This window comes from Psychrosphaera saromensis, assembly GCF_002954545.1.
GTDB classification, from domain to species: Bacteria; Pseudomonadota; Gammaproteobacteria; order Enterobacterales; family Alteromonadaceae; genus Psychrosphaera; species Psychrosphaera saromensis.
The window spans coordinates 1,949,921-1,969,420 of record NZ_MSCH01000003.1; the positions used below are offsets into that span (position 1 = coordinate 1,949,921).

General features: G+C 37.2%; 10 protein-coding genes and 1 pseudogene. All 11 read left to right on the top strand.

Annotation, left to right across the window (positions count from 1 at the left end; translation table 11 throughout):
* Positions 1-129 precede the first annotated feature (129 nt).
* The 11 genes and pseudogenes from ligA to BTO11_RS08830 all read left to right on the top strand — a co-directional run bounded on the left by ligA (position 130) and on the right by BTO11_RS08830 (position 19,401).
* On the top strand, positions 130-2,175 hold the full coding sequence (ligA, locus tag BTO11_RS08780) for an NAD-dependent DNA ligase LigA (RefSeq protein ID WP_105052253.1): 2,046 nt from the start codon (positions 130-132) through the stop codon (positions 2,173-2,175).
* Positions 2,175-2,507 (top strand): DUF3392 family protein, encoded by a 333-nt coding sequence (locus tag BTO11_RS08785; RefSeq protein ID WP_105052254.1) that lies wholly within the window; start codon positions 2,175-2,177, stop codon positions 2,505-2,507. Before ligA ends, BTO11_RS08785 begins: the two co-directional genes overlap by 1 nt.
* Before the next feature lie 133 nt (positions 2,508-2,640).
* Positions 2,641-4,117, top strand: a pseudogene (locus BTO11_RS08790) (sigma-54 dependent transcriptional regulator).
* A gap of 128 nt (positions 4,118-4,245) precedes the next feature.
* Positions 4,246-4,425 (top strand): hypothetical protein, encoded by a 180-nt coding sequence (locus BTO11_RS08795; RefSeq protein WP_146105473.1) that lies wholly within the window; start codon positions 4,246-4,248, stop codon positions 4,423-4,425.
* 34 nt (positions 4,426-4,459) lie between these two features.
* Positions 4,460-5,215, top strand: coding sequence for a cellulose synthase operon protein YhjQ/BcsQ (locus BTO11_RS08800; protein ID WP_105052256.1), 756 nt, complete (start codon positions 4,460-4,462; stop codon positions 5,213-5,215).
* A 2-nt stretch (positions 5,216-5,217) separates the two neighbouring features.
* Entirely contained in the window at positions 5,218-7,857 is a 2,640-nt protein-coding gene (gene bcsA, locus BTO11_RS08805) for a UDP-forming cellulose synthase catalytic subunit (RefSeq protein ID WP_105052257.1), read from the top strand.
* A gap of 121 nt (positions 7,858-7,978) precedes the next feature.
* On the top strand, positions 7,979-10,606 hold the full coding sequence (gene bcsB, locus BTO11_RS08810) for a cellulose biosynthesis cyclic di-GMP-binding regulatory protein BcsB (protein WP_181135878.1): 2,628 nt from the start codon (positions 7,979-7,981) through the stop codon (positions 10,604-10,606).
* Positions 10,606-11,742, top strand: a complete 1,137-nt coding sequence (gene bcsZ, locus BTO11_RS08815) for a cellulose synthase complex periplasmic endoglucanase BcsZ (protein WP_105052259.1) — start codon at positions 10,606-10,608, stop codon at positions 11,740-11,742. The genes bcsB and bcsZ overlap by 1 nt, the downstream gene beginning before the upstream one ends.
* Positions 11,732-15,580: a cellulose synthase subunit BcsC-related outer membrane protein gene (locus BTO11_RS08820; RefSeq protein WP_105052260.1), complete on the top strand. Its 3,849-nt coding sequence runs from the start codon at positions 11,732-11,734 to the stop codon at positions 15,578-15,580. The genes bcsZ and BTO11_RS08820 overlap by 11 nt, the downstream gene beginning before the upstream one ends.
* A gap of 1 nt (position 15,581) precedes the next feature.
* Positions 15,582-17,834, top strand: a complete 2,253-nt coding sequence (locus tag BTO11_RS08825) for a metallophosphoesterase (RefSeq protein WP_105052261.1) — start codon at positions 15,582-15,584, stop codon at positions 17,832-17,834.
* Between the two features lie 4 nt (positions 17,835-17,838).
* Entirely contained in the window at positions 17,839-19,401 is a 1,563-nt protein-coding gene (locus BTO11_RS08830) for a BcsE family c-di-GMP-binding protein (RefSeq protein WP_181135879.1), read from the top strand.
* Positions 19,402-19,500: the final 99 nt, after the last annotated feature.

The following is a 19,500-nucleotide window of genomic DNA, read 5'->3' on the forward strand; positions in this document are numbered from 1 at the left end:
GACCCATTCGGTAATAGATTTTATGAGATAGTTAGTGGATAAATCACATCTTCGATTTTTATATTTGACTAACTTTCTTTATACTCCCTCCATTAAATCGTTACGCATTCTTTTATTGGATTATCACACATGTCTACAGACTCTATTTCTCAGCGCATTAGCGAACTTGTTACTACATTAAGTGACTACAACTACCAATATTACGTGTTAGACACTCCTACGGTTCCAGACGCTGAATACGACCGTTTATTTCGTGAGTTACAAGCATTAGAAGCGCAATACCCAGATTTGTTAAATCCACAATCACCAACTCAGAAAGTTGGTGGTGCCGCACTAGATAAGTTTGAACAAGTCAGTCATGAAGTGCCTATGTTGTCGTTAGACAATGCCATGGTGGAAGATGAGTTTGTTGCGTTTCATAAACGTATCAACGACCGTTTAAAAACCGATCAAATATTTGAATTTTGCTGTGAGCCTAAACTAGATGGCTTAGCTGTGAGCATTTTATACGAAGACGGAAAGCTGGTACGCGCGGCCACGCGTGGTGATGGCGCGGTTGGTGAAAATATTACTGAAAACGTAAAAACCATTAAAAGCATTCCATTGTCATTGATTGGCAGCAGCGATAACGGCAATTATCCACAACGTGTAGAAATACGTGGTGAAGTCTTTTTATCATTAGATGGTTTTCATGCGTTTAACCAAAAAGCCAAAGAAAATGGCACTAAACCTATGGTTAATCCTCGTAATGGAGCCGCGGGTAGTTTACGTCAATTAGACTCAAAAATTAGCGCAGCAAGACCTTTGGCTTTTTATGCTTATGGTTTGGGCGTGGTATCTGACGAGTTTGAATTAGCCGACACCCATTGTGAACGTTTACAACAAGTTAAATCCTTTGGTCTACCAGTTTGTCCTGAAATTACCGTGGCGAAAGGTATTGAAGGCGTTCTCGACTTTTATAAAAACATAAGCGAAAAGCGTGCATCATTAAATTATGAAATTGATGGCACGGTATTAAAAGTAAATGATATCGACTTACAAGCTGAATTAGGTTTTGTTGCTCGTGCGCCAAGATGGGCAATTGCGTATAAATTCCCAGCCCAAGAAGAATTAACGGTATTAAACGATGTTGAATTTCAAGTTGGCAGAACCGGCGCTATAACGCCTGTTGCTAAAGTTCAGCCTGTTTTTGTTGGTGGCGTTACGGTTTCCAATGCTACCTTGCATAATGCTGAAGAGATTGAACGTTTAGGTATTATGATTGGCGACACCGTTATCATTCGACGCGCGGGTGATGTTATCCCGCAGATAGTCTCGGTTGTATTAGATAAACGTCCTGATGATGCTAGAGTCATCCAATTTCCAACATCTTGTCCTGTATGTGATTCTAAAGTAGAAAAGCTAGAAGGTGAGGCTGTCACTCGTTGTACTGCAGGTTTATTTTGCGGCGCACAACGTAAACAAGCCATTAAACATTTTGCCTCGCGTAAAGCATTCGATGTTGATGGTTTAGGAGATAAAATTGTTGATCAGTTAGTGGATGAGAATTTAATTCAATCACCTGCCGATTTATTTGTGTTAACCCAAGAACAAATCTCAAGTTTGGAGCGTATGGGGCCTAAATCAGCACAAAATTTAGTAACTGCATTAGAAGATTCAAAAGCCACTACATTATCTAAATTCTTATACTCTTTAGGGATAAGAGAAGTGGGAGAGGCTACAGCATTAAACTTAGCCAATCACTTTCAAACGCTTGAGAATATCCAACAAGCTGACTTTGACAGTTTAATTACGGTTTCCGATGTTGGTGCGATTGTGGCAAATCATTTGTTGTCATTTTTTAAAGAATCACACAATATAGATGTTATAAATCAATTAGTTGATAATGGTATAAATTGGCCGTTTATCGAAAAGAAAGCCGAATCAGAGCAACCATTGTTAGGGCTTACTTACGTGTTAACAGGTTCATTAAATGAGATGGGGCGCATAGAAGCTAAAAATGCATTGGTGTCTTTGGGCGCTAAAGTAGCCGGAAGTGTATCCGCTAAAACTGACTTTTTAGTGGCTGGAGAAAAGTCAGGTTCTAAATTAACTAAAGCGCAAGACTTAGGTGTGCCTGTGTTAACCGAGCAAGATATGCTGGAATTATTCAAAAAATATGGAGTTAACGTTTAATGTATTATATTTACGATGTATTGGTAGAAGTTGGTGGTGTAATTCGTCCGTATAGTGATGACATAGCTTTGGCTTTAGTCGCTTCTTTATTGGTTATTGCAGGCGCTGATATTAATAATTACATCAAGAACCTTATAAAATCTGCACACTTTTTGGTGCGTATGAGTATTTTTATTGCTGTATGTACATTTGGCTATGGTGCGTTAACGGTACTGTTAACTAATATAATCACAACGCAATTGGCGGCATTGCCTGCTATGTATTTACCATTAGCTGTTATCGCATGTTTTGCAGCATTAGGTATTTACGCAGAACGTAAACGTCAGCTCTAGTCGTTAAAGCCTACTTTGTCAAAATATGGTCAAAGCGTCAATTTTCAGGCGTTTTTGCTTTTTAAGACTTGCAACTCAGATCTGTAACGTTACAATTGGTTGATAATACAAAATAAATAGTTAGATATTAACCATGACACAAAAGCCATCATCCGTACAAACTATCCTAATTTTGGATGAAAACGAACGCCGTGCTAATTTAATGGCAGGGCTTTTAATTTTTATTGGCGAACAATGTGAAGTGGTTTCAGAGTCTCAGTTTGCCAGTAAATGTATTCCAGAAGATGTGGTGACCTGTTGTGTATTAGGTGCATTATCCAGTGGCGAACATGAAGCACTTGTTAAGTCTCAACCGGGTGTCCCATTTCTGTTATTGGGCGACACACTCAAATATCTATTTGAACAAAAAAATGTATTAGGCATTTTAAGTGAACCTTTCCTTTATCCTGTTATCACTCAACAAATTCGTGACTGCCAAGAATACAAACGATTAATGCCTAGAGCGCCAAATGCGACTCAAGGTAATAAATTCGAAGGTTTGATTGGTAATACCGAACCTATGAACGAAATCCGTTTTTTAATAAACCAAGTTGCAGATAAAGAAGCCAACGTATTAATCCTTGGTGAGTCAGGAACGGGTAAAGAAGTTATCGCAAGAAACGTTCATTTGTTATCTAACCGAGTTGGCGGGCCATTTGTGCCAGTTAACTGTGGTGCTATCCCTGCAGAATTATTAGAAAGTGAATTGTTTGGCCATGAAAAAGGGGCTTTCACTGGAGCAATATCGTCGAGAAAAGGACGGTTTGAATTAGCTCAAGGCGGCACGTTATTTTTAGATGAAATTGGCGATATGCCGCTACAAATGCAAGTTAAATTACTGCGTGTATTACAAGAGCGAACCTATGAAAGGGTTGGTGGTACTAAGGCAATTAAGGCTGACGTACGAGTTGTAGCTGCCACGCACCGCGACTTGGAAGACATGATAGAGGAAGGTAAATTCCGTGAGGATTTATTCTATCGTTTAAATGTATTTCCTATCGAGTCGCCTTCTTTGTGTCAAAGAAGTGATGACCTAGAGTTGTTGGTACAAGAGTTTACAACTCGTTTTGAAGCCGAGCATAAAGCGAGATTCAATTTAACCGACAGAGCACTGGATTCATTAAAACAGCATAAATGGCCTGGCAATGTTCGTGAACTTGGAAACTTAGTCGAACGATTGTTGATCATGTTTCCTAATCAAATGGTTGATGTGCACGACCTACCACAAAGATATTGCTACACAGACGACTCACCATTTATCCCAGAATATCCTGATGAAATTATGGAACGCCAAGCGCTCATTGATATGTTTGCCGATCATGATGATGAAGATGACGATGGCTCTGAAGATTTCACTATGTCGGTGACGACCGTTGCCGATCCTACATCAATGATTTTGCCAACAGAAGGCATAGATTTAAAAGAGTTTTTGTCAGAATTAGAAGTGAATTTAATTGAGCAAGCACTGCAATGTACCGATTATGTGGTTGCTAGAGCTGCTGAACAATTGAACTTAAGACGCACAACCTTAGTTGAAAATGAGAAAGTACGATTTAAATAAAGATGAATAAAATCTAATTTGTTGATTCTAGTTACATTTTTTTTAATTTGAACTATGCTAATAAAAAACTTATGCCATTTGGCATAAAACTTGGGTATTATCACAATATATCCTTATATCTTAACAATTGGAGTAACTGTGATTAGTCGTAAATTAACTGAAAATGATGATGTTATTTCAACGGATATAAAGCATTTAAATGACACGAAAGAAATTGTTCATTCAGTTTCTTATCGTGAGATAAATCAAACTAAAAACTGTCAAGACATCAAAGCAAATTGGATGTTGTTGACCCAGTCTTCATATATGTGTAATTAATTATCACTTCAGTATTTGGCCAATATAAATAATCATGCCAGAAAAAGATTATAAACTTGTCGTTGTACAAGGTGTTAAAGGTGGTGTAGGTAATACCGCAGTAACGGCTAATTTAGCGGTCGCCTTGAGAAAAGTTGGTTTCAACGTTCTGGTATTCGACTTCTGTAAAAGTAACGATCTTCGATTACATTTTGGCATGGGGTTAGATAGAACTGACGGATTACATAAAGGTTTACTAAATGAGGAACCTTGGACTAATTTTGCCTTTGAAGATAGAAATCGTACTACCTTTTTCCCTTTTGGTCATATAGAGCAAGTTGATATACTTCGACTTATTTTTCTGTCCCCCAATTATTTAACTGATATCCTTGATGAAATCGACTTTGAGTCACAAGAAACTATTGTGTTGGTTGATTATCCCTCTTACAACTCGTTAAAAGACACTAAGTGTTTGTCAGGGTATGACCTTAAAATTAATGTAGGTACTTGTGAAGTATCTAGCTATTCTAAATTTTCAGCATCAATAAAATCATTTACTGAGTCAGATATATTTATGTTTAATAGGTATAACCCAGAACGTAAAATTGAATCTGACATTAGAACTTTAATCTCCTCCGAGTTTGATCCGTCTAAGGTTTTAGGTGTCATATTTGAAGATGAATTTATTCACCAAGCATTGGCGCAAAACACCACTATTGTTGACCTTAATGAATATACTAAATCGTCAAAAGATTTTTATCATTTGGCAATGAAACTCAGCTCTATGCTTTTTGCATCTAGCGGAGAGTAACTTTGAATAGTATTTTACGAGTTACCTGGTCTGCTATATCAAACTATCCATTTGAACAATTAGTTAGCTTTTTGTTGCGAGTTCGAAGTGAATTAAAAAAAACACAATGCTCATTGTTTTATAAACCTTTTATTGTATGTGCTTGGTTATTAAGCTGGGCTTTATTAGGCAATAAAGTAAAAAAATACAGCTTAAGTGTTTTCTTTCAACAGGTAAGTGCAAAATATCCCCACGTTAAATTTCATCGTTTTTCTTTCACAGACGTATTAAGGTTCTTAATCCAAACGGTTTACTTACTTTTATTCTTTAGTGAAGAGCAACGAAAAAAACGCCTTATTATCCAGCACAACAATACTAAGATTAATGTCTTTAAAAGCTTTGTGAAATTCATTCGTAAGCAGATTATTGAACCTGGAAGACAATGGGTTGTATCTGCGTTTAGTTTTACTGCAGAGTCAGCTCCTAGCGAGTTCAAAAGTAAGTTGTTAAAAATAAAATGGATAAGAGTTACCTTGACGGCTCTTATGTTAGGGCTGTTCTTCTGGGCGATAGTGGTTCCTTTTGAACCGATAAACCAACTGATATTTTCATTTATTTTATGGATAATTGCTTTGTGGCTAAGGTCTACTCCTGGAAGAGTCGCGACTTTAGTTATGATGTTGCTGTCTATCTTGATGTCTAGTCGCTACATATGGTGGCGTATTACCAGTTCATTGAATATTGATGATGGTATTGGGTTTATCTTAGGACTCGGCTTGCTCGCTGCTGAAATTTACACTTGGCTGGTTTTAGTTTTGGGTTATATGCAAACGGCTTGGCCATTACGCAGACGGATTGTTCAGTTACCGCCAAATTATGACAATTGGCCATCGGTTGATTTGTTCATACCTACTTATAACGAGCCATTAAAAGTAATTATCCCAACCGTTTTTGCGGCGCAAAATATTGATTGGCCAGAAGATAAACTAAATGTCTATGTTTTGGATGATGGCAAAAGAGACAATATAAAAGAGTTTTGTGAACAGAATAAAATTAGTTATTTAACTCGTCCTGATAATTCCTTCGCTAAAGCTGGGAATCTTAATCATGCTTTAACAAAAACCGATAGTGAATTTGTTGCCATTTTTGATTGTGACCACGTTCCTGTTCGTTCATTTTTACAAATGACCATGGGCGGTTTTATTAAGAATAAAAACCTAGCTTTAGTGCAAACGCCTCATCACTTTTTCTCCCCAGATCCGTTTGAACGTAACTTAGATGTATTTAACGAAGAGCCTAATGAAGGCGAATTGTTTTATGGTCAAATTCAAGATGGTAATGACTTATGGAATGCGACTTTTTTCTGTGGCTCTTGTGCTGTATTACGCCGAGCTCCGTTAGAGGAAGTTGGCGGTATTGCGGTTGAGACAGTAACCGAAGATGCCCATACGGCATTAAAGTTACATAGGCTTGGTTATGACTCTTCATACGTTAATTTAAAACAAGCCGCAGGGTTAGCAACAGAAAGTATTTCAGCTCATATCGGCCAACGAATTCGCTGGGCTAGAGGTATGTTGCAAATTTTTAGAGTCGACAATCCTATCTTTGGTAAAGGCTTAAGCTTTATGCAACGTGTGTGTTACAGCAATGCGATGCTACACTTTTTCTATGGTTTACCTCGACTGGTATTTTTAACGGCACCATTAACGTTTTTAATTTTGCACAGCTATATTATCTATGCTCCGGTAGAAACAATATTCTTATACGTGATCCCAGCTATATTTCATGCCAATTTGACGAATAGTCGGCATCAGGGCAAGTACCGTAATACATTTTGGGCTGAACTGTATGAAGCTGTATTAGCTTGGTATATTTTCAGGCCAACATTAATGGCTTTGATCACGCCTAAAAAAGGTAAATTTAATGTTACCGAAAAAGGCGGGATGATTGAAAAAGATTATTTTGATTGGGGAATCGGGCTGCCTTACTTAATACTTATTGCTATCAACCTTTTAGGTATAGGCTTTGGTGTTTGGCGTATTGGTTTTGGCCCTGAGGCTGAAGTCAGTACTGTCTTTATGAATATCGCCTGGACTGTCTATAACCTTATGATCTTAGGTGGCGTTATGGCGATAATTACTGAGTCAAAACAAGTCAGAGTCGCGCACCGAATAGAATACAAATTACCTATGACTGTCTGCAGTAAAAGTGGTTTTATATATGAAGCCATCATGAACGATTACTCAGAAAGTGGCATAGGTATGGAGATCCAATCCGATCAGCATGTCCAGTTTAAGGTTGGTGATACCGTCACTGTGGTATTACGCAGAAATGAAATTGTCCACTCGTTTGAAACAACGGTTAAGTTTGCCTCGAAAAACATTTTGGGTGTGAAATTTAATGACGAATCATTGGACAGTTTAAGAATGCTAATTCAAATTACGTTCTCTCGTGCGGACGCTTGGGAAGTGCACCCAATGAAGCGAGATAAAGAAATAATTAGTAGTCGACTATTGAGTGTTCTGAAAATAGGTGTGAGAGGCTATGTTAGTTTATTTACCTACGTCCATAGCTATATTAAGGAACATTATCCTCAATTACATGATGTTGGTTTGTATTTTTTATCGTTTCTTCCTAAACGACCTCGGCTAACGAATAATTAGCCATTAATTTTAATTTGTAATACTTGGTTTATCATAGAGCCCTAGGTAGAATGCATGATCAAGTATATTTTATATTCTGAGAGTAACGATGGTTAACTCTTATTTTGAGGCAAAATTTCTAATGAAAATAAAACATTGTTTGTTTGTGTTTGTTTGTGGATTAATTTCGTTTAATTCCTTCTCCAGTTCTATTTTTGTTACGACAGATACGGTTGAGCTATTTGCACAGAAAAGTGAAAAATCAATAGGCAATTGGCCTAAAGATATGTTGTTTACTGCGGATGTTGATAGTGATCGATGGTTAGTGATAAATGGCTACTTTTCCTCTGTTGAATGGGTGCCAATTGACACACCGACTTATATTCAGCAATCCAATGATGTGGAATTAACCGCTGATGATGCCAAGCTAACATTAGCTGAGGTTGAAGGGTATATTGCAAGTTTAGGCGTTACTCTTGATTCATCGGATGATCAAGATGCGTTGAGTTTGCAACAATGGCTAGATAAAAACTACTTTGCGCGTTGGGCCAATAGTGTGCATAAACGCCAAATGTTATTACCTCATTTAACTGACGGTGTTGATCAGGGTAAGTCAGAGCAAAAAGAACAAATCAGTTCAACTTTCCGCTTAAGTGACTTAGTTAATAATCAACCGCTGAAATTATATGGTAATAAAAGTACCGTTGATTTTTCTTTTGGTACACGTTTAGACCGTGTAGTAGAGCAAGCCACATTAAATTTAGAGTTTATTTACTCGCCAACTATGGTGACAGGACAGTCACAAGTAAAAATATATTTAAATGATGAAGTTGCCGGTGTATTAACCGTCGATCCTAAAAAGGCGGGCAAAATAGTACAAAAGCAAATTATTCTTCCTAGTTATCGTTTTCGTGAATTTAATAACGTTAAGTTTGAATTGCTTGGTTATTACGAAACGATAGGAGGCCAATGCTTTGACCCTAGTCATTTAGGTATTTGGTTAGAGTTACTATCAACCAGCAAAATCGTTTTAGATGAACATCAACTGCCGCTAAAAAATGATCTGTCATTGCTACCAGCGCCATTTATCGATGCAAGACAAATGTCTAAACAATTAGCGACCTTTATTTTACCTGAGTCGGTTAATACCCAATTTGCCAATGCCGCTAGTAAAATGGCGGGGTGGTTAGGTGTACAAGCAGAATGGCGTGGTAACCAATTTGATGTGTTGTTAAATCAATTACCTAAATCTCACGCTATCGTGTTCGCCACCAATGAGAACAGACCATACTTTTTGAAAGACTATCCTGAAATTAATAAACCAACAGTGGTTATGGCAAATCATCCGCTTTATAAAGATTACAAATTATTATTAGTATTAGGTAAAGATGATGAGCAGTTAATGACTGCCGCAGAAGGTGTGGCAATTGGACATAACAATTTATCTGGTCAAGCCGCTCATATTAATAAAATCAATTACAGTAAAAAATTGTTACCTTATCAAGCGCCATTGTGGGTTAACAATGAACGCCCAATGAAGTTTAGTGAATTTGTAAATGATGAAAGTGAGTTAAAGCGTGAAGGTGCATATTTATCACCAATAAATGTAAACATGCATATACCTGCGGACTTATTTATTTGGGAAACTCGTGGTGTACCTGTTGATTTGAATTATCGTTATACGCCGCCAGGTGTTCCAGAACTTTCAACGTTAAACGTGAAAATTAATAATACCTTAGTGGAGTCATTTAAACTGACTCAAGCTGATGGTATTTGGGAAGGTGGTTCTAGAATTCGCATGCCATTTGCCAAAGAATTATTTAGCATGAATACAGAGCTAATGTTACCGAGTTTTCAACTTGGTATTCAAAACTTAATGGAATTTGAATTCATCTTAAAAGATGACAAATCGGCTTGTTTAAATGAACCGTCAGAGAAGTTTGTACAAATAGACTCTAACTCATCATTAGATTTTAGTGGCTTTGAACATTATGCTGAAATGCCAAATATGTCTTCGTTAGCGTACTCAGGATTACCATATACTCGTATGGCTGACTTGTCAGAAACCTTAGTGATGTTACCAAATAACTTTGCTGAAAAAGAGCTGGAGTTGATGTTAACGCTGTTTGCTCGTTTCTCTGCCATCACAGGTTACCCAGCCACTAAAGCTCAAATAGCAAAAGCGGGTGATCACGATGTTGATATGAATGATAAAGATATTATTTATATCAATTATTTAACAGAAGAAACAAAGACAGAACATAAAGGCTTAAACGCACTTATTGAAAGTAATAATCACAGATTATCGTTAACTCAAAATTTGTTTAAAAATAACAATCAAACAGAAAGACAATTTTTGGATACCGATCAGGATGAAGAATTTGTCTCAATTGAAAATGAGAATTGGGGTAATACCGCTATCATGATGGAATTTGAATCTCCAGTAACAACTGGGCGCTCTGTTTTATCTATTATGTCTTCTCGTAAAAGTGGCCTCGACCTAGTTTCTCAAGTATTCCAAGACCAACAGAAGTTGTATTTATTACGCGGCTCTACGGTTATTTTCCATGAAAATAAGATAGTTCATAATACGGTTGGCAAAAAGTATTACACCGGTGAGTTACCAGTTTGGTCATTAGTGCGTTACCACTTAGCCCAACGACCAACCTTAATGTTAATCATTGTATTATTTGCTGTATTTTTAGTTGCGATGATCGCTTGGCGAGTATTGAGATTTGTCTCTTATAAACGTGTACATGGTGATCATTAATGAAACTCACCGGCTTGTTCTTTAGCACGCTGTCTTGGCTAGCATTAAGTATTTTGCTAGTCACAAGCACTGCGGTAAAGTCGGTGGAAACTGAGGCCGACTGGCCTCTTTGGCAATTTTTTCAAGACCAATTTATTACTGAGTCAGGACGAGTGGTTGACCCTTATGACGGGGATGATATTACCACCTCAGAAGGACAGTCTTATGCGATGTTCTTTGCTTTAGTTAATAATCAACCTGAATTATTTGAACGACTACTCCAGTGGACTGAGCAGAATTTAGCTCAAGGTGATTTAGCGAATAATCTTCCAGCATGGAAGTGGGGTGAAAATGCCTTCGGTATTGGTAATATATTTGATAAGAATTCTGCATCCGACTCAGATTTATGGATTTTATATACACTTCTAGAAGCGAGTCGCTTATGGAATAAGCCAGAATATGGACGACTAGCCGAGCAATTAGCCAATACTATTTTGCAAGGTGAAGTAGCGCTTGTTCCTGAGTTAGGTTACTTCTTATTACCGGCTTCAACCGGTTTTATTAATAAAAACACCAGCATTACACTTAATCCAAGTTATGTGCCCATGCAATTAATGGATTATTTTTATACTCATTTATCTGATGATAGATGGCGTAGCTTGCAACAAACCTCCTTGCTATTAACAATGGAGAGCTCGTTAAGAGGTTTTTCTCCAGATTGGGTCGATTACAACATCGACAAGAAACAATTTGAAAATGCGACGGTTGGTAGCTACAACGCAATACGTGTGTATTTATGGGCGGGAATGCTCTCGCCAGATAGTGATCACTGGCCAATATTAAAACTTCACTTTGCTAAGTCGGTTCAGTTTGTTAATAAGTTAAAGGCGGTGCCTGAGTCAATTAATACTAGTATGTTAGCTTATAACAATCTGGGTAATATTGGTTTTGATATTAGCTTTTTACCTTTAATTACTCGCTTACAATATACTGAACTTGAACAGGTTATGCTGACTAAAATTGAGAATTCAGATTTGTTAACATCCGATAGCTATTATCAAAGTGTATTAGCCTTGTATGGATTAGGTTGGACTGAAAAAAGATTCGAATTTTCAGCTAATGGCCAATTGATTGTAAGTTGGAAAAATGAAAAGTAACTGGACTCATTGGTTCGCCAGCTTAATTTTTTGTAGTGCATTAATCATCACTTTTCCCGTTAAAAGTAATGAACAGGGTATCGTCTACTTACTAGAACAACTGTCATTTCAAATGGGACAGCGTGATTTATTTCAGGCCGAACAAACCTTAATCAAAATAAGTAAAGTCGCCCCAGAAAATTTAGTTTATTTACAAGAAAATATTCGCTTTTTAGCTGAGTCTCAGCGATTCTCACAAGCGCGTATTAAATTATTAAAAATTAAACCTAGAATATCAGAGCGAAATCACAGTGCTTTGTTACAGCTTATTGATATTTATCAGAACAAGCGTAAAGACTTATCCGATGCTCGGCTGTTAAATACACGCCAATTATATCAACAGTCGTTAAATAAATATGACCAGTTATTTGACAAACAAGACCCGCATTATTCCTTGGCATTAGAGTACTGGGATATTTTAACTGAGGTTAGCCCTGATTTAGAACCTACGGTTTTGTATAAGCTTCAACGTCTGAATCAGCAATATCCTGCTAATCCGCGTATAAAATTAGCTTACTTTAAATACTCATTACGCGCGGGTAAAAACAAAAATAACATCTATGACGAGTTATATTTATTAACCTTTAATACGGTATGGCAGTTTGAAGCTAAACGCCTGTGGCAATACGGTTTAATGAATACCGATGTAACACATAATAACCAACAAAATTTTAAGACGTATATTGAAAGATTTCCAGATGATAATAGAGTGGGGTACCACTTTAGAGATGGCAATGCCGCATTAGAGCAGCATAGAATTTCAATGCGAGATCCCGCTTATAGAGCGAAAGTAAAACTACCAAAAATGTTAGAGGACGATGCACCATTAAGTGAGATTGCATTGACTCTTGCTACTGCAAAAACCAAATACGCCGATGATCAAGACGTTATCATTGCAGAGGGGCGTTTTCTATTTAGAAAAAACGATTATGTGGGCGCTAAAGCTGCCTTTAATCGCTGCATCGAATTGTTTGAGCCAACACCGTCGGTCTGTTTATCGTTAATAATAACCACCGATTATTGGGCGTTGATTGAACAAACTGAAACCTATTTAGACTCACAGCAGTTTGACCAAGCAGGTAAGACATTAACTAAGTTATACCAATTTAAAGATGAAAGTAATTATCACATTTTACTCGACGGTAATCGTCAAGTTGGTTTAGGTAATTATGTTAAAGCGGAACAGTTATACCAGTCTTTACTTGCAGTAGAGCCGTTAAGTAGTCAGTTTTTAGTAACTATGATGGAGTTTAAGCTTAACTATAAAGGAAAGTTAAATATGGACACTTGGGTGTCTAATTTAACGTTACAGCAAAAAGATATAATTTTGCCTGAATATAATTCGTTATTAGTTTCACGGATTCGTGACAAGGCTGATGCTGAGCTTGAACAAGGTAATGAGCAAGAAGCTGAGTCTTTATTAAAGTCAGCATTACGTATCGTTCAAATGCATCCCTGGGCAAGTTATGACCTCGCTAAGTTATATATACAACAAGGGGAAGTAGATAAAGCGTTGAGCCTATACAAACCTATATCTAGTAAAGTTGAGGTGAAGTATTCATACAGTTTGATTTTAGCTAGTGTCGACATGTATTACAGTGCGTTAAACGTGCTTCAAAGTATTCCATCAAAGTCCCGAACTAATAACATAAAACAAGATATACAAGACTATAAATTTGAATTGGCAATGGAGAAAGTTGATAGGAGCTTACAGCAAGATAGACTGGCACTATTGACCTCAGCATCAAGCCGATTTAATTCCAATGTGGTTTATATCAGCCGAATCCAGCAGCAAATGTTGAAGTATGGTTTTTTACAGCAAAGTGCTTTATTGGCGAAGTTATTATTAGATTCAAATCAAAAGTCGGACTCACTCAACCGAATTAATGTGTTATTGCAGCTAGCTCAGGTGCAGTTGCTCGCTAAGCAACCGGACAAAGCCGTCAATAATGTTGCCTTGATTTATAAAGAAAGTGGCCGTTCATTTACTAATGAATTAGCGTTGTCGGATTTAACTCTAGAATTACTTGAGGACAATCAACTACCACAAGTTATTCAAAGCCAATTTATCATTATGTTGGATCAACACCTTGTACAACATGATGATGAAGTGGCGGTTTGGAAAAATGATTTACGTTTTGCCGAGTTAACTTCAGATGTGGTCAGAATGTGGCACGCGTTAGATAAATTGATAGAGTTAGAACCTACTGAATCTTACCGTTTTTATCAGTTGTTTAGCTTATTTGAAGAGAATAAACGCCAGTTAAATGTTTCCAATGGCGAGTTTAAATATGAGTACTTAGTGCCATTTATTCAATCGTTCCCATTTGATCCCGTCGGTTATGATGTTGCATTTAGGTTGTATAACCAATTACCTGAATTAGGCGAAAACTCAGGCAGTTTGATGAAGAAAGGTTATTACTCGGCATTGATGGCTGATATTAGTGATTCATCGGATTTTGATACTAGAGTGTTGTCCTCTGTTGATGATTTAGTGCAAAAAACAAATTCTAGTAATTTAAACGCTAACCAAAAACAAAAAATGAATGAATATCTTCAGCTAATGAATTCAGATGGCAATGTTACTTCTATAAACGTTGGTCAAGGTTCTTGGTTGGTTAATCGTTTTCAGTCGGCATTGACTCAAAGAAGCCTGAAAGAAAATAGACGTTTGGAGTTAGGCGTTAAAAAATATGATAAATCTGGCAGTGCTGGTACATCAGAATATGATTTATCTGTTTTAAGCTTAACGTACGCTGCGCCGATGGATAATGCATGGCTCGGTAGCGGTGAATGGTACGTGAAAGTTGAGCCGACGATCATTAAAGCTGGAACGTTAGATACCAATGACTCCGCAACTGATACGTTTGGTTTTAATAAATTGTGTGATAGTCGTTGTGATGACTTGTTATTAAAACAAGAAGAAGTAGGAACTTCCATCGCGATTGGCTTTGAAAACTCATCGGTATCGGCTGATATAGGTACAAAACCAATTGGCTTTAAATTATTTGATTGGGTTGGTGGCGCTGCATACAGTAATAGTCTGTGGAATATTGGTTGGACTCTTGGTGTTAGTAAACGCTCTGTAACTAGTTCATTATTGAGTTTTGCTGGTAGTGAAGACCCTTACACTTCCACCACTTGGGGCGGTACAAGTTTATACAATTTAGGTTTGTCGTTAAGTTACGATCAGGGCGCTGGTTGGGGTATTTGGGCGTTAACGGACGCGGGTAAAATATCAGGCAAACAAGTCAAAGACAATGAAAGAACAAGAGCAATGGGCGGCATCTATTGGGATTGGTTTGAGCGCGATTGGTTAACTGCAAGTGTCGGGTTAAACTTATTTACTTGGCAATATGAAAAAGACTTAAGCGAATTTACTTTTGGGCAGTCTGGTTATTATAGCCCGCAAGAGTATAAGTCTGCCTCATTGCCGTTAAATTTTTATGGGCGTTTAGGTGACTTCACTTATCAAGTGGACCTGTCAGTATCTAAGTCAGAATCTGCTGACGATGATAGTATTTATTATCCACAGCATGCAAATTATCAGCAAGTGTTAGAGCAAATAAGTAATGACAACTTTTTAGGTGGCAAAAGTACGGGTGAAGGATTCTCGGCTGAAGCCATGATTGAATATAAACTCACTAATCATTGGACCTTAGGTACAAATATTACTATCCAAAAGTCAGAGTACTTTTCACCGAACAGTCTTTATTTTTATGTGAAATATTACTTTGAACCTAACTTACAACCAGCAAATCGCCGACCTAACCCTGTCAGCATTTATATGGATTATTAACATGAAGAATATACGGTGGAAACCATTAACAATATTAGTACTCATGTTACCAATTATTCACTCTTGCACCTTTGACAATGAGGCTGGCGACGTAAGTATCCCAGATACACTTACTGACTTTTCGACAACGAACATAACTATCGGTCCAGATTGTGATGCGAGTACGGGTTCTCAAACCATAAGCTTTGCACACCTTGCCGACTTACATGCAAACTTTGCAATGAAAGAAAGAAAATTTGAGAAGTTAAAATACTTTTATCAACAACTCAAAGAGCAAAATCCGTATACCATATTTACTAATGCCGGTGATGATTACGAAAAAGGCTCAGTGACGGAAGTACTATCGTCTGGAAAGTCAGTAAAAGAAGCCATTTTTGCGATGGAATTTGATGTGCGTACCATAGGCAATCATGACTTTGCTTGGGGCACGGCTGAGCTATTAGAATACGTCCAAGACCCTCACGCTAAAGTCCTAGCGTCAAACACAAAGTATATTGCTGATGATGGCGCAACGTTCGCTGCTTATGACTTTGTGCAGGCACAAGTTGGTTGTGTCAATGTAGGTTTTTTTGGCATGGTTTCATTACCATGGAATGAGTTGGATGAAACTTACGACGGTCAATTCTTACCTGAATTAACCAATGACTTTTCTTATCGTGATATTAGCAAAGAGATTATTTTAAACTTTCGCTCTCAAGTCGATATATTAGTATTAGTTAGTCACCTTGGAGTTGTTGAAGATGGCTTTTTAGCCGACTCTATTTTAGGTATAGATCTTATTTTAGGTGGGCATAGCCACACTGGGATAGTTGAAAAAACAGTTGGCGATACGTTATTGATCCAGCCTGAGTTTTTTGCAGACGGTATTAGCCAAATCGATATTGATTTTGATTTAGTAACGCAGACAATCACTAGCATTTCTCATCAAGATCACAATACCAGTGACATGGAAGATTACGATCTTGAGCTTGCTCAAACGTTAGATACTATTGCTGATAAATACGCCAAAGAAAGACACGATATTATCGCTTATGCAGAATTTGATGCAGACAATACATCGTTAGCTAATGTATCGTTAGATGCTATTTATGACGTCATGCGAGCGGATAACGAAACATCAGTAGATATTGTATTGCTAAACCCTAATCTAGTTTGGACGGCATGGGACGCAGGCGGGTTAAGTAAGCAGGACTTTTATAATGCCTACAATGTTGAGCGTCAAAAATCAGACACGCCAGGATTTAATTCTATTTATAGAACCAGTATTACCGGCGCAAATATAAAGAAAATGGTCACTCAACAACCTTTGTGGTTATACAAAGGAGTAACAGAGTTAGACGATGAAACGGCATACACGGTAGCTTTAAATAAAGGCCCAGCGATAAATATCCCTGCATTTTTCACTGACGATATTGAATACGTATCTGAACCTGAATTTTTTGATGAGAATTGGCAAGTATTAAGCGATTATGGCGTTAGGCGTACGGCAGCCTGTGTTTATATCGACAATGATAATACCGTAATAGATTGCATTAAAACTGAGCATGTATTGTTTGACTTTAATTCATCAAGTAATCCGTTAGAGGCGAGTGAAGGTGTAGGTGAAATGACAGCTTATCCATCCTCAAGTTACTCAATAGCAAGCGATGACATTAATACGCCTGCTGCTTATTCAATTGCTGCAGCTAATGACAGTAGTGGGAATGTATTTAACTTTGATGTTTTTACTGAAGACCAAGGCGTTAAATTAAGTCATATTTTAGAACCTAACGGCTATTTAAGCTCAGACAATAAATTATCTTTTTACACACTCGTTTTTGATTTATATGTACCGAGTAGTGAGAATGAATGGTTAGCTATTTTGCAAACTAACTTATTAAATACTGACGATGCTGATTTATTTGTGCATAAAGAAGGGACGGAGTTAGAGATTGGCAGCACTCGTTATTTTAGTGGAATATTATTTAACACCTGGCAACGTATTGCTGTGGTTGTTAATAGTAATGCAGTTGAAGGTAAGACAAACTTGTATATCGACGGCGCTTTAGTTGGCACAATAACCCATGCTGATGAACGATGGGCAATAGAATCAAGCTTTTTAATGTTTGCGGATAACACACCGGAAACAAGCAGTGGATTCATTGATAATATTTTACTAGTCAACAAACCGCTATCCGATGCGGAAGTACAACTGCTTGGCAGCGCAAAGCAAATTATGTCTACCTCCGGTTTACCTATTGGGTTAAATGAATAAATTTATGACGTCTAAATTAAATATCACAGGCTTACCGCCACTTATTAATACTTTAGAGCACGGTAAGCTGTACTGTATTACAGTGCAATCTGCTCGTTGGTTTGACACCTTAATGAGCCATGTTGTTAGTAAACGCAATACACTATTGTCTTTTCGTGATATCGAGGACGATTACCCAAGAGTTGCGGATCGTTTTAAAGATAAAAAAATTGATATTATTACGATTGAGCAAAAGCGATTACAAAAACTGTCGAAAAAACTCACCCGTTTTCTTATCGAATTGTCACAGTTACAAATAAAAGACGGGGCACTTTATATAGATTTGTCAGACTTGTTATTAAGTGAACAGGCTAAAAATGAACAGCTGGTTATTGAGCTTAAACGTTTTGCTAGTCGTCAGAACTTAGCGATTGTTTTACTTTTTAATGAAGGTGATAAAGACTCGGATGTTGAGCAATTTTTATCGCATCAACGTACTGACTTTTACGGAATTATGAAGTTCTCGGGCGGAGTAGAGCCAAGCTCGTTACAAATAGATATCTGGTATATAGATACGGGCTGTGTGGTAAACCAAAACTACCGTGTGCAAAATTTAAATGGCCAATTGGCGTTATCCATTTCTGATAATGTAGATTTAGCGGTTTCCCAATTTCAACAAGCCGATGTCATTGTAGATCAGCACTACAAAGAGCTAGGTCCAAAATTAAATAAATCTTGGACAATTGCTAAAAACCATGATGATTTATTCCGTTTAATAAAAGAGAATCCATCTGCCACTGTCTTAATGCACGCGCTTAAATCCACATCATTAAAAGAATTGGCACAACAAATTTATAAACTGCGACAATTGGCCGGGCAAAACTTAAAAGTTATTATTTTAGAAGTAAATATTAATCTACGCATGACGGAACAAAGTATTCTGCGTTGCTTAGGTGCTAACTTAATTTTACCCAGTAAAATCCACATTAATACACTCACTAATATTATTAGCTCCACAGCAAACTTAGTTTTTGTTGGGGATTTAACCGCTGATTTTTACTCTGTTTATGATGAAGAATCTATGCCGACAAAGTTAGGGTATTTGACCCCTAATGGTTTTACCAACGAATTACAAAAATTGACGGCCAGTAGTGTTAAATATGGCATATCTAGTACTTTAGTTATTTTAGAGATCCCGTCAGGTATTGCAGCCATGGACACCATTAAGTATGCTCAGTTTAACCGAAACGGTGATATATTTACCGTTGTAGATAATGCTATTTATGTTTACTTATATGGCTGTAGAGATGCGGATGTAGACTCTACATTGACCTTTATATTAGGTGCAGAGCCTTTACTTATATTTAGATCGGCACAGCGTTATGTAAAATCTGATGCAATTAAATTACAAACCATTCATCTAAGTGAATACATTCAACGAAATCCGGTGGTTGATTATCTCGATAGAATTACTGAATTTGCTGAACACCGAGAGAAAATGGAAAATATGCGCGCCGATACTATGGACGCATTTGAAATTAATATAGCGATTCCCGCTCAGCTAAAGTTGAAAAATAATGAGCTTTGATAATTTTATAACGATAATTACAGGCATACTGCTTGTTGGTATTATTTTAGGTATTTTCTTGCGTAATCTTTGGCAAAAGTTAATAAGAAGCAGATTATA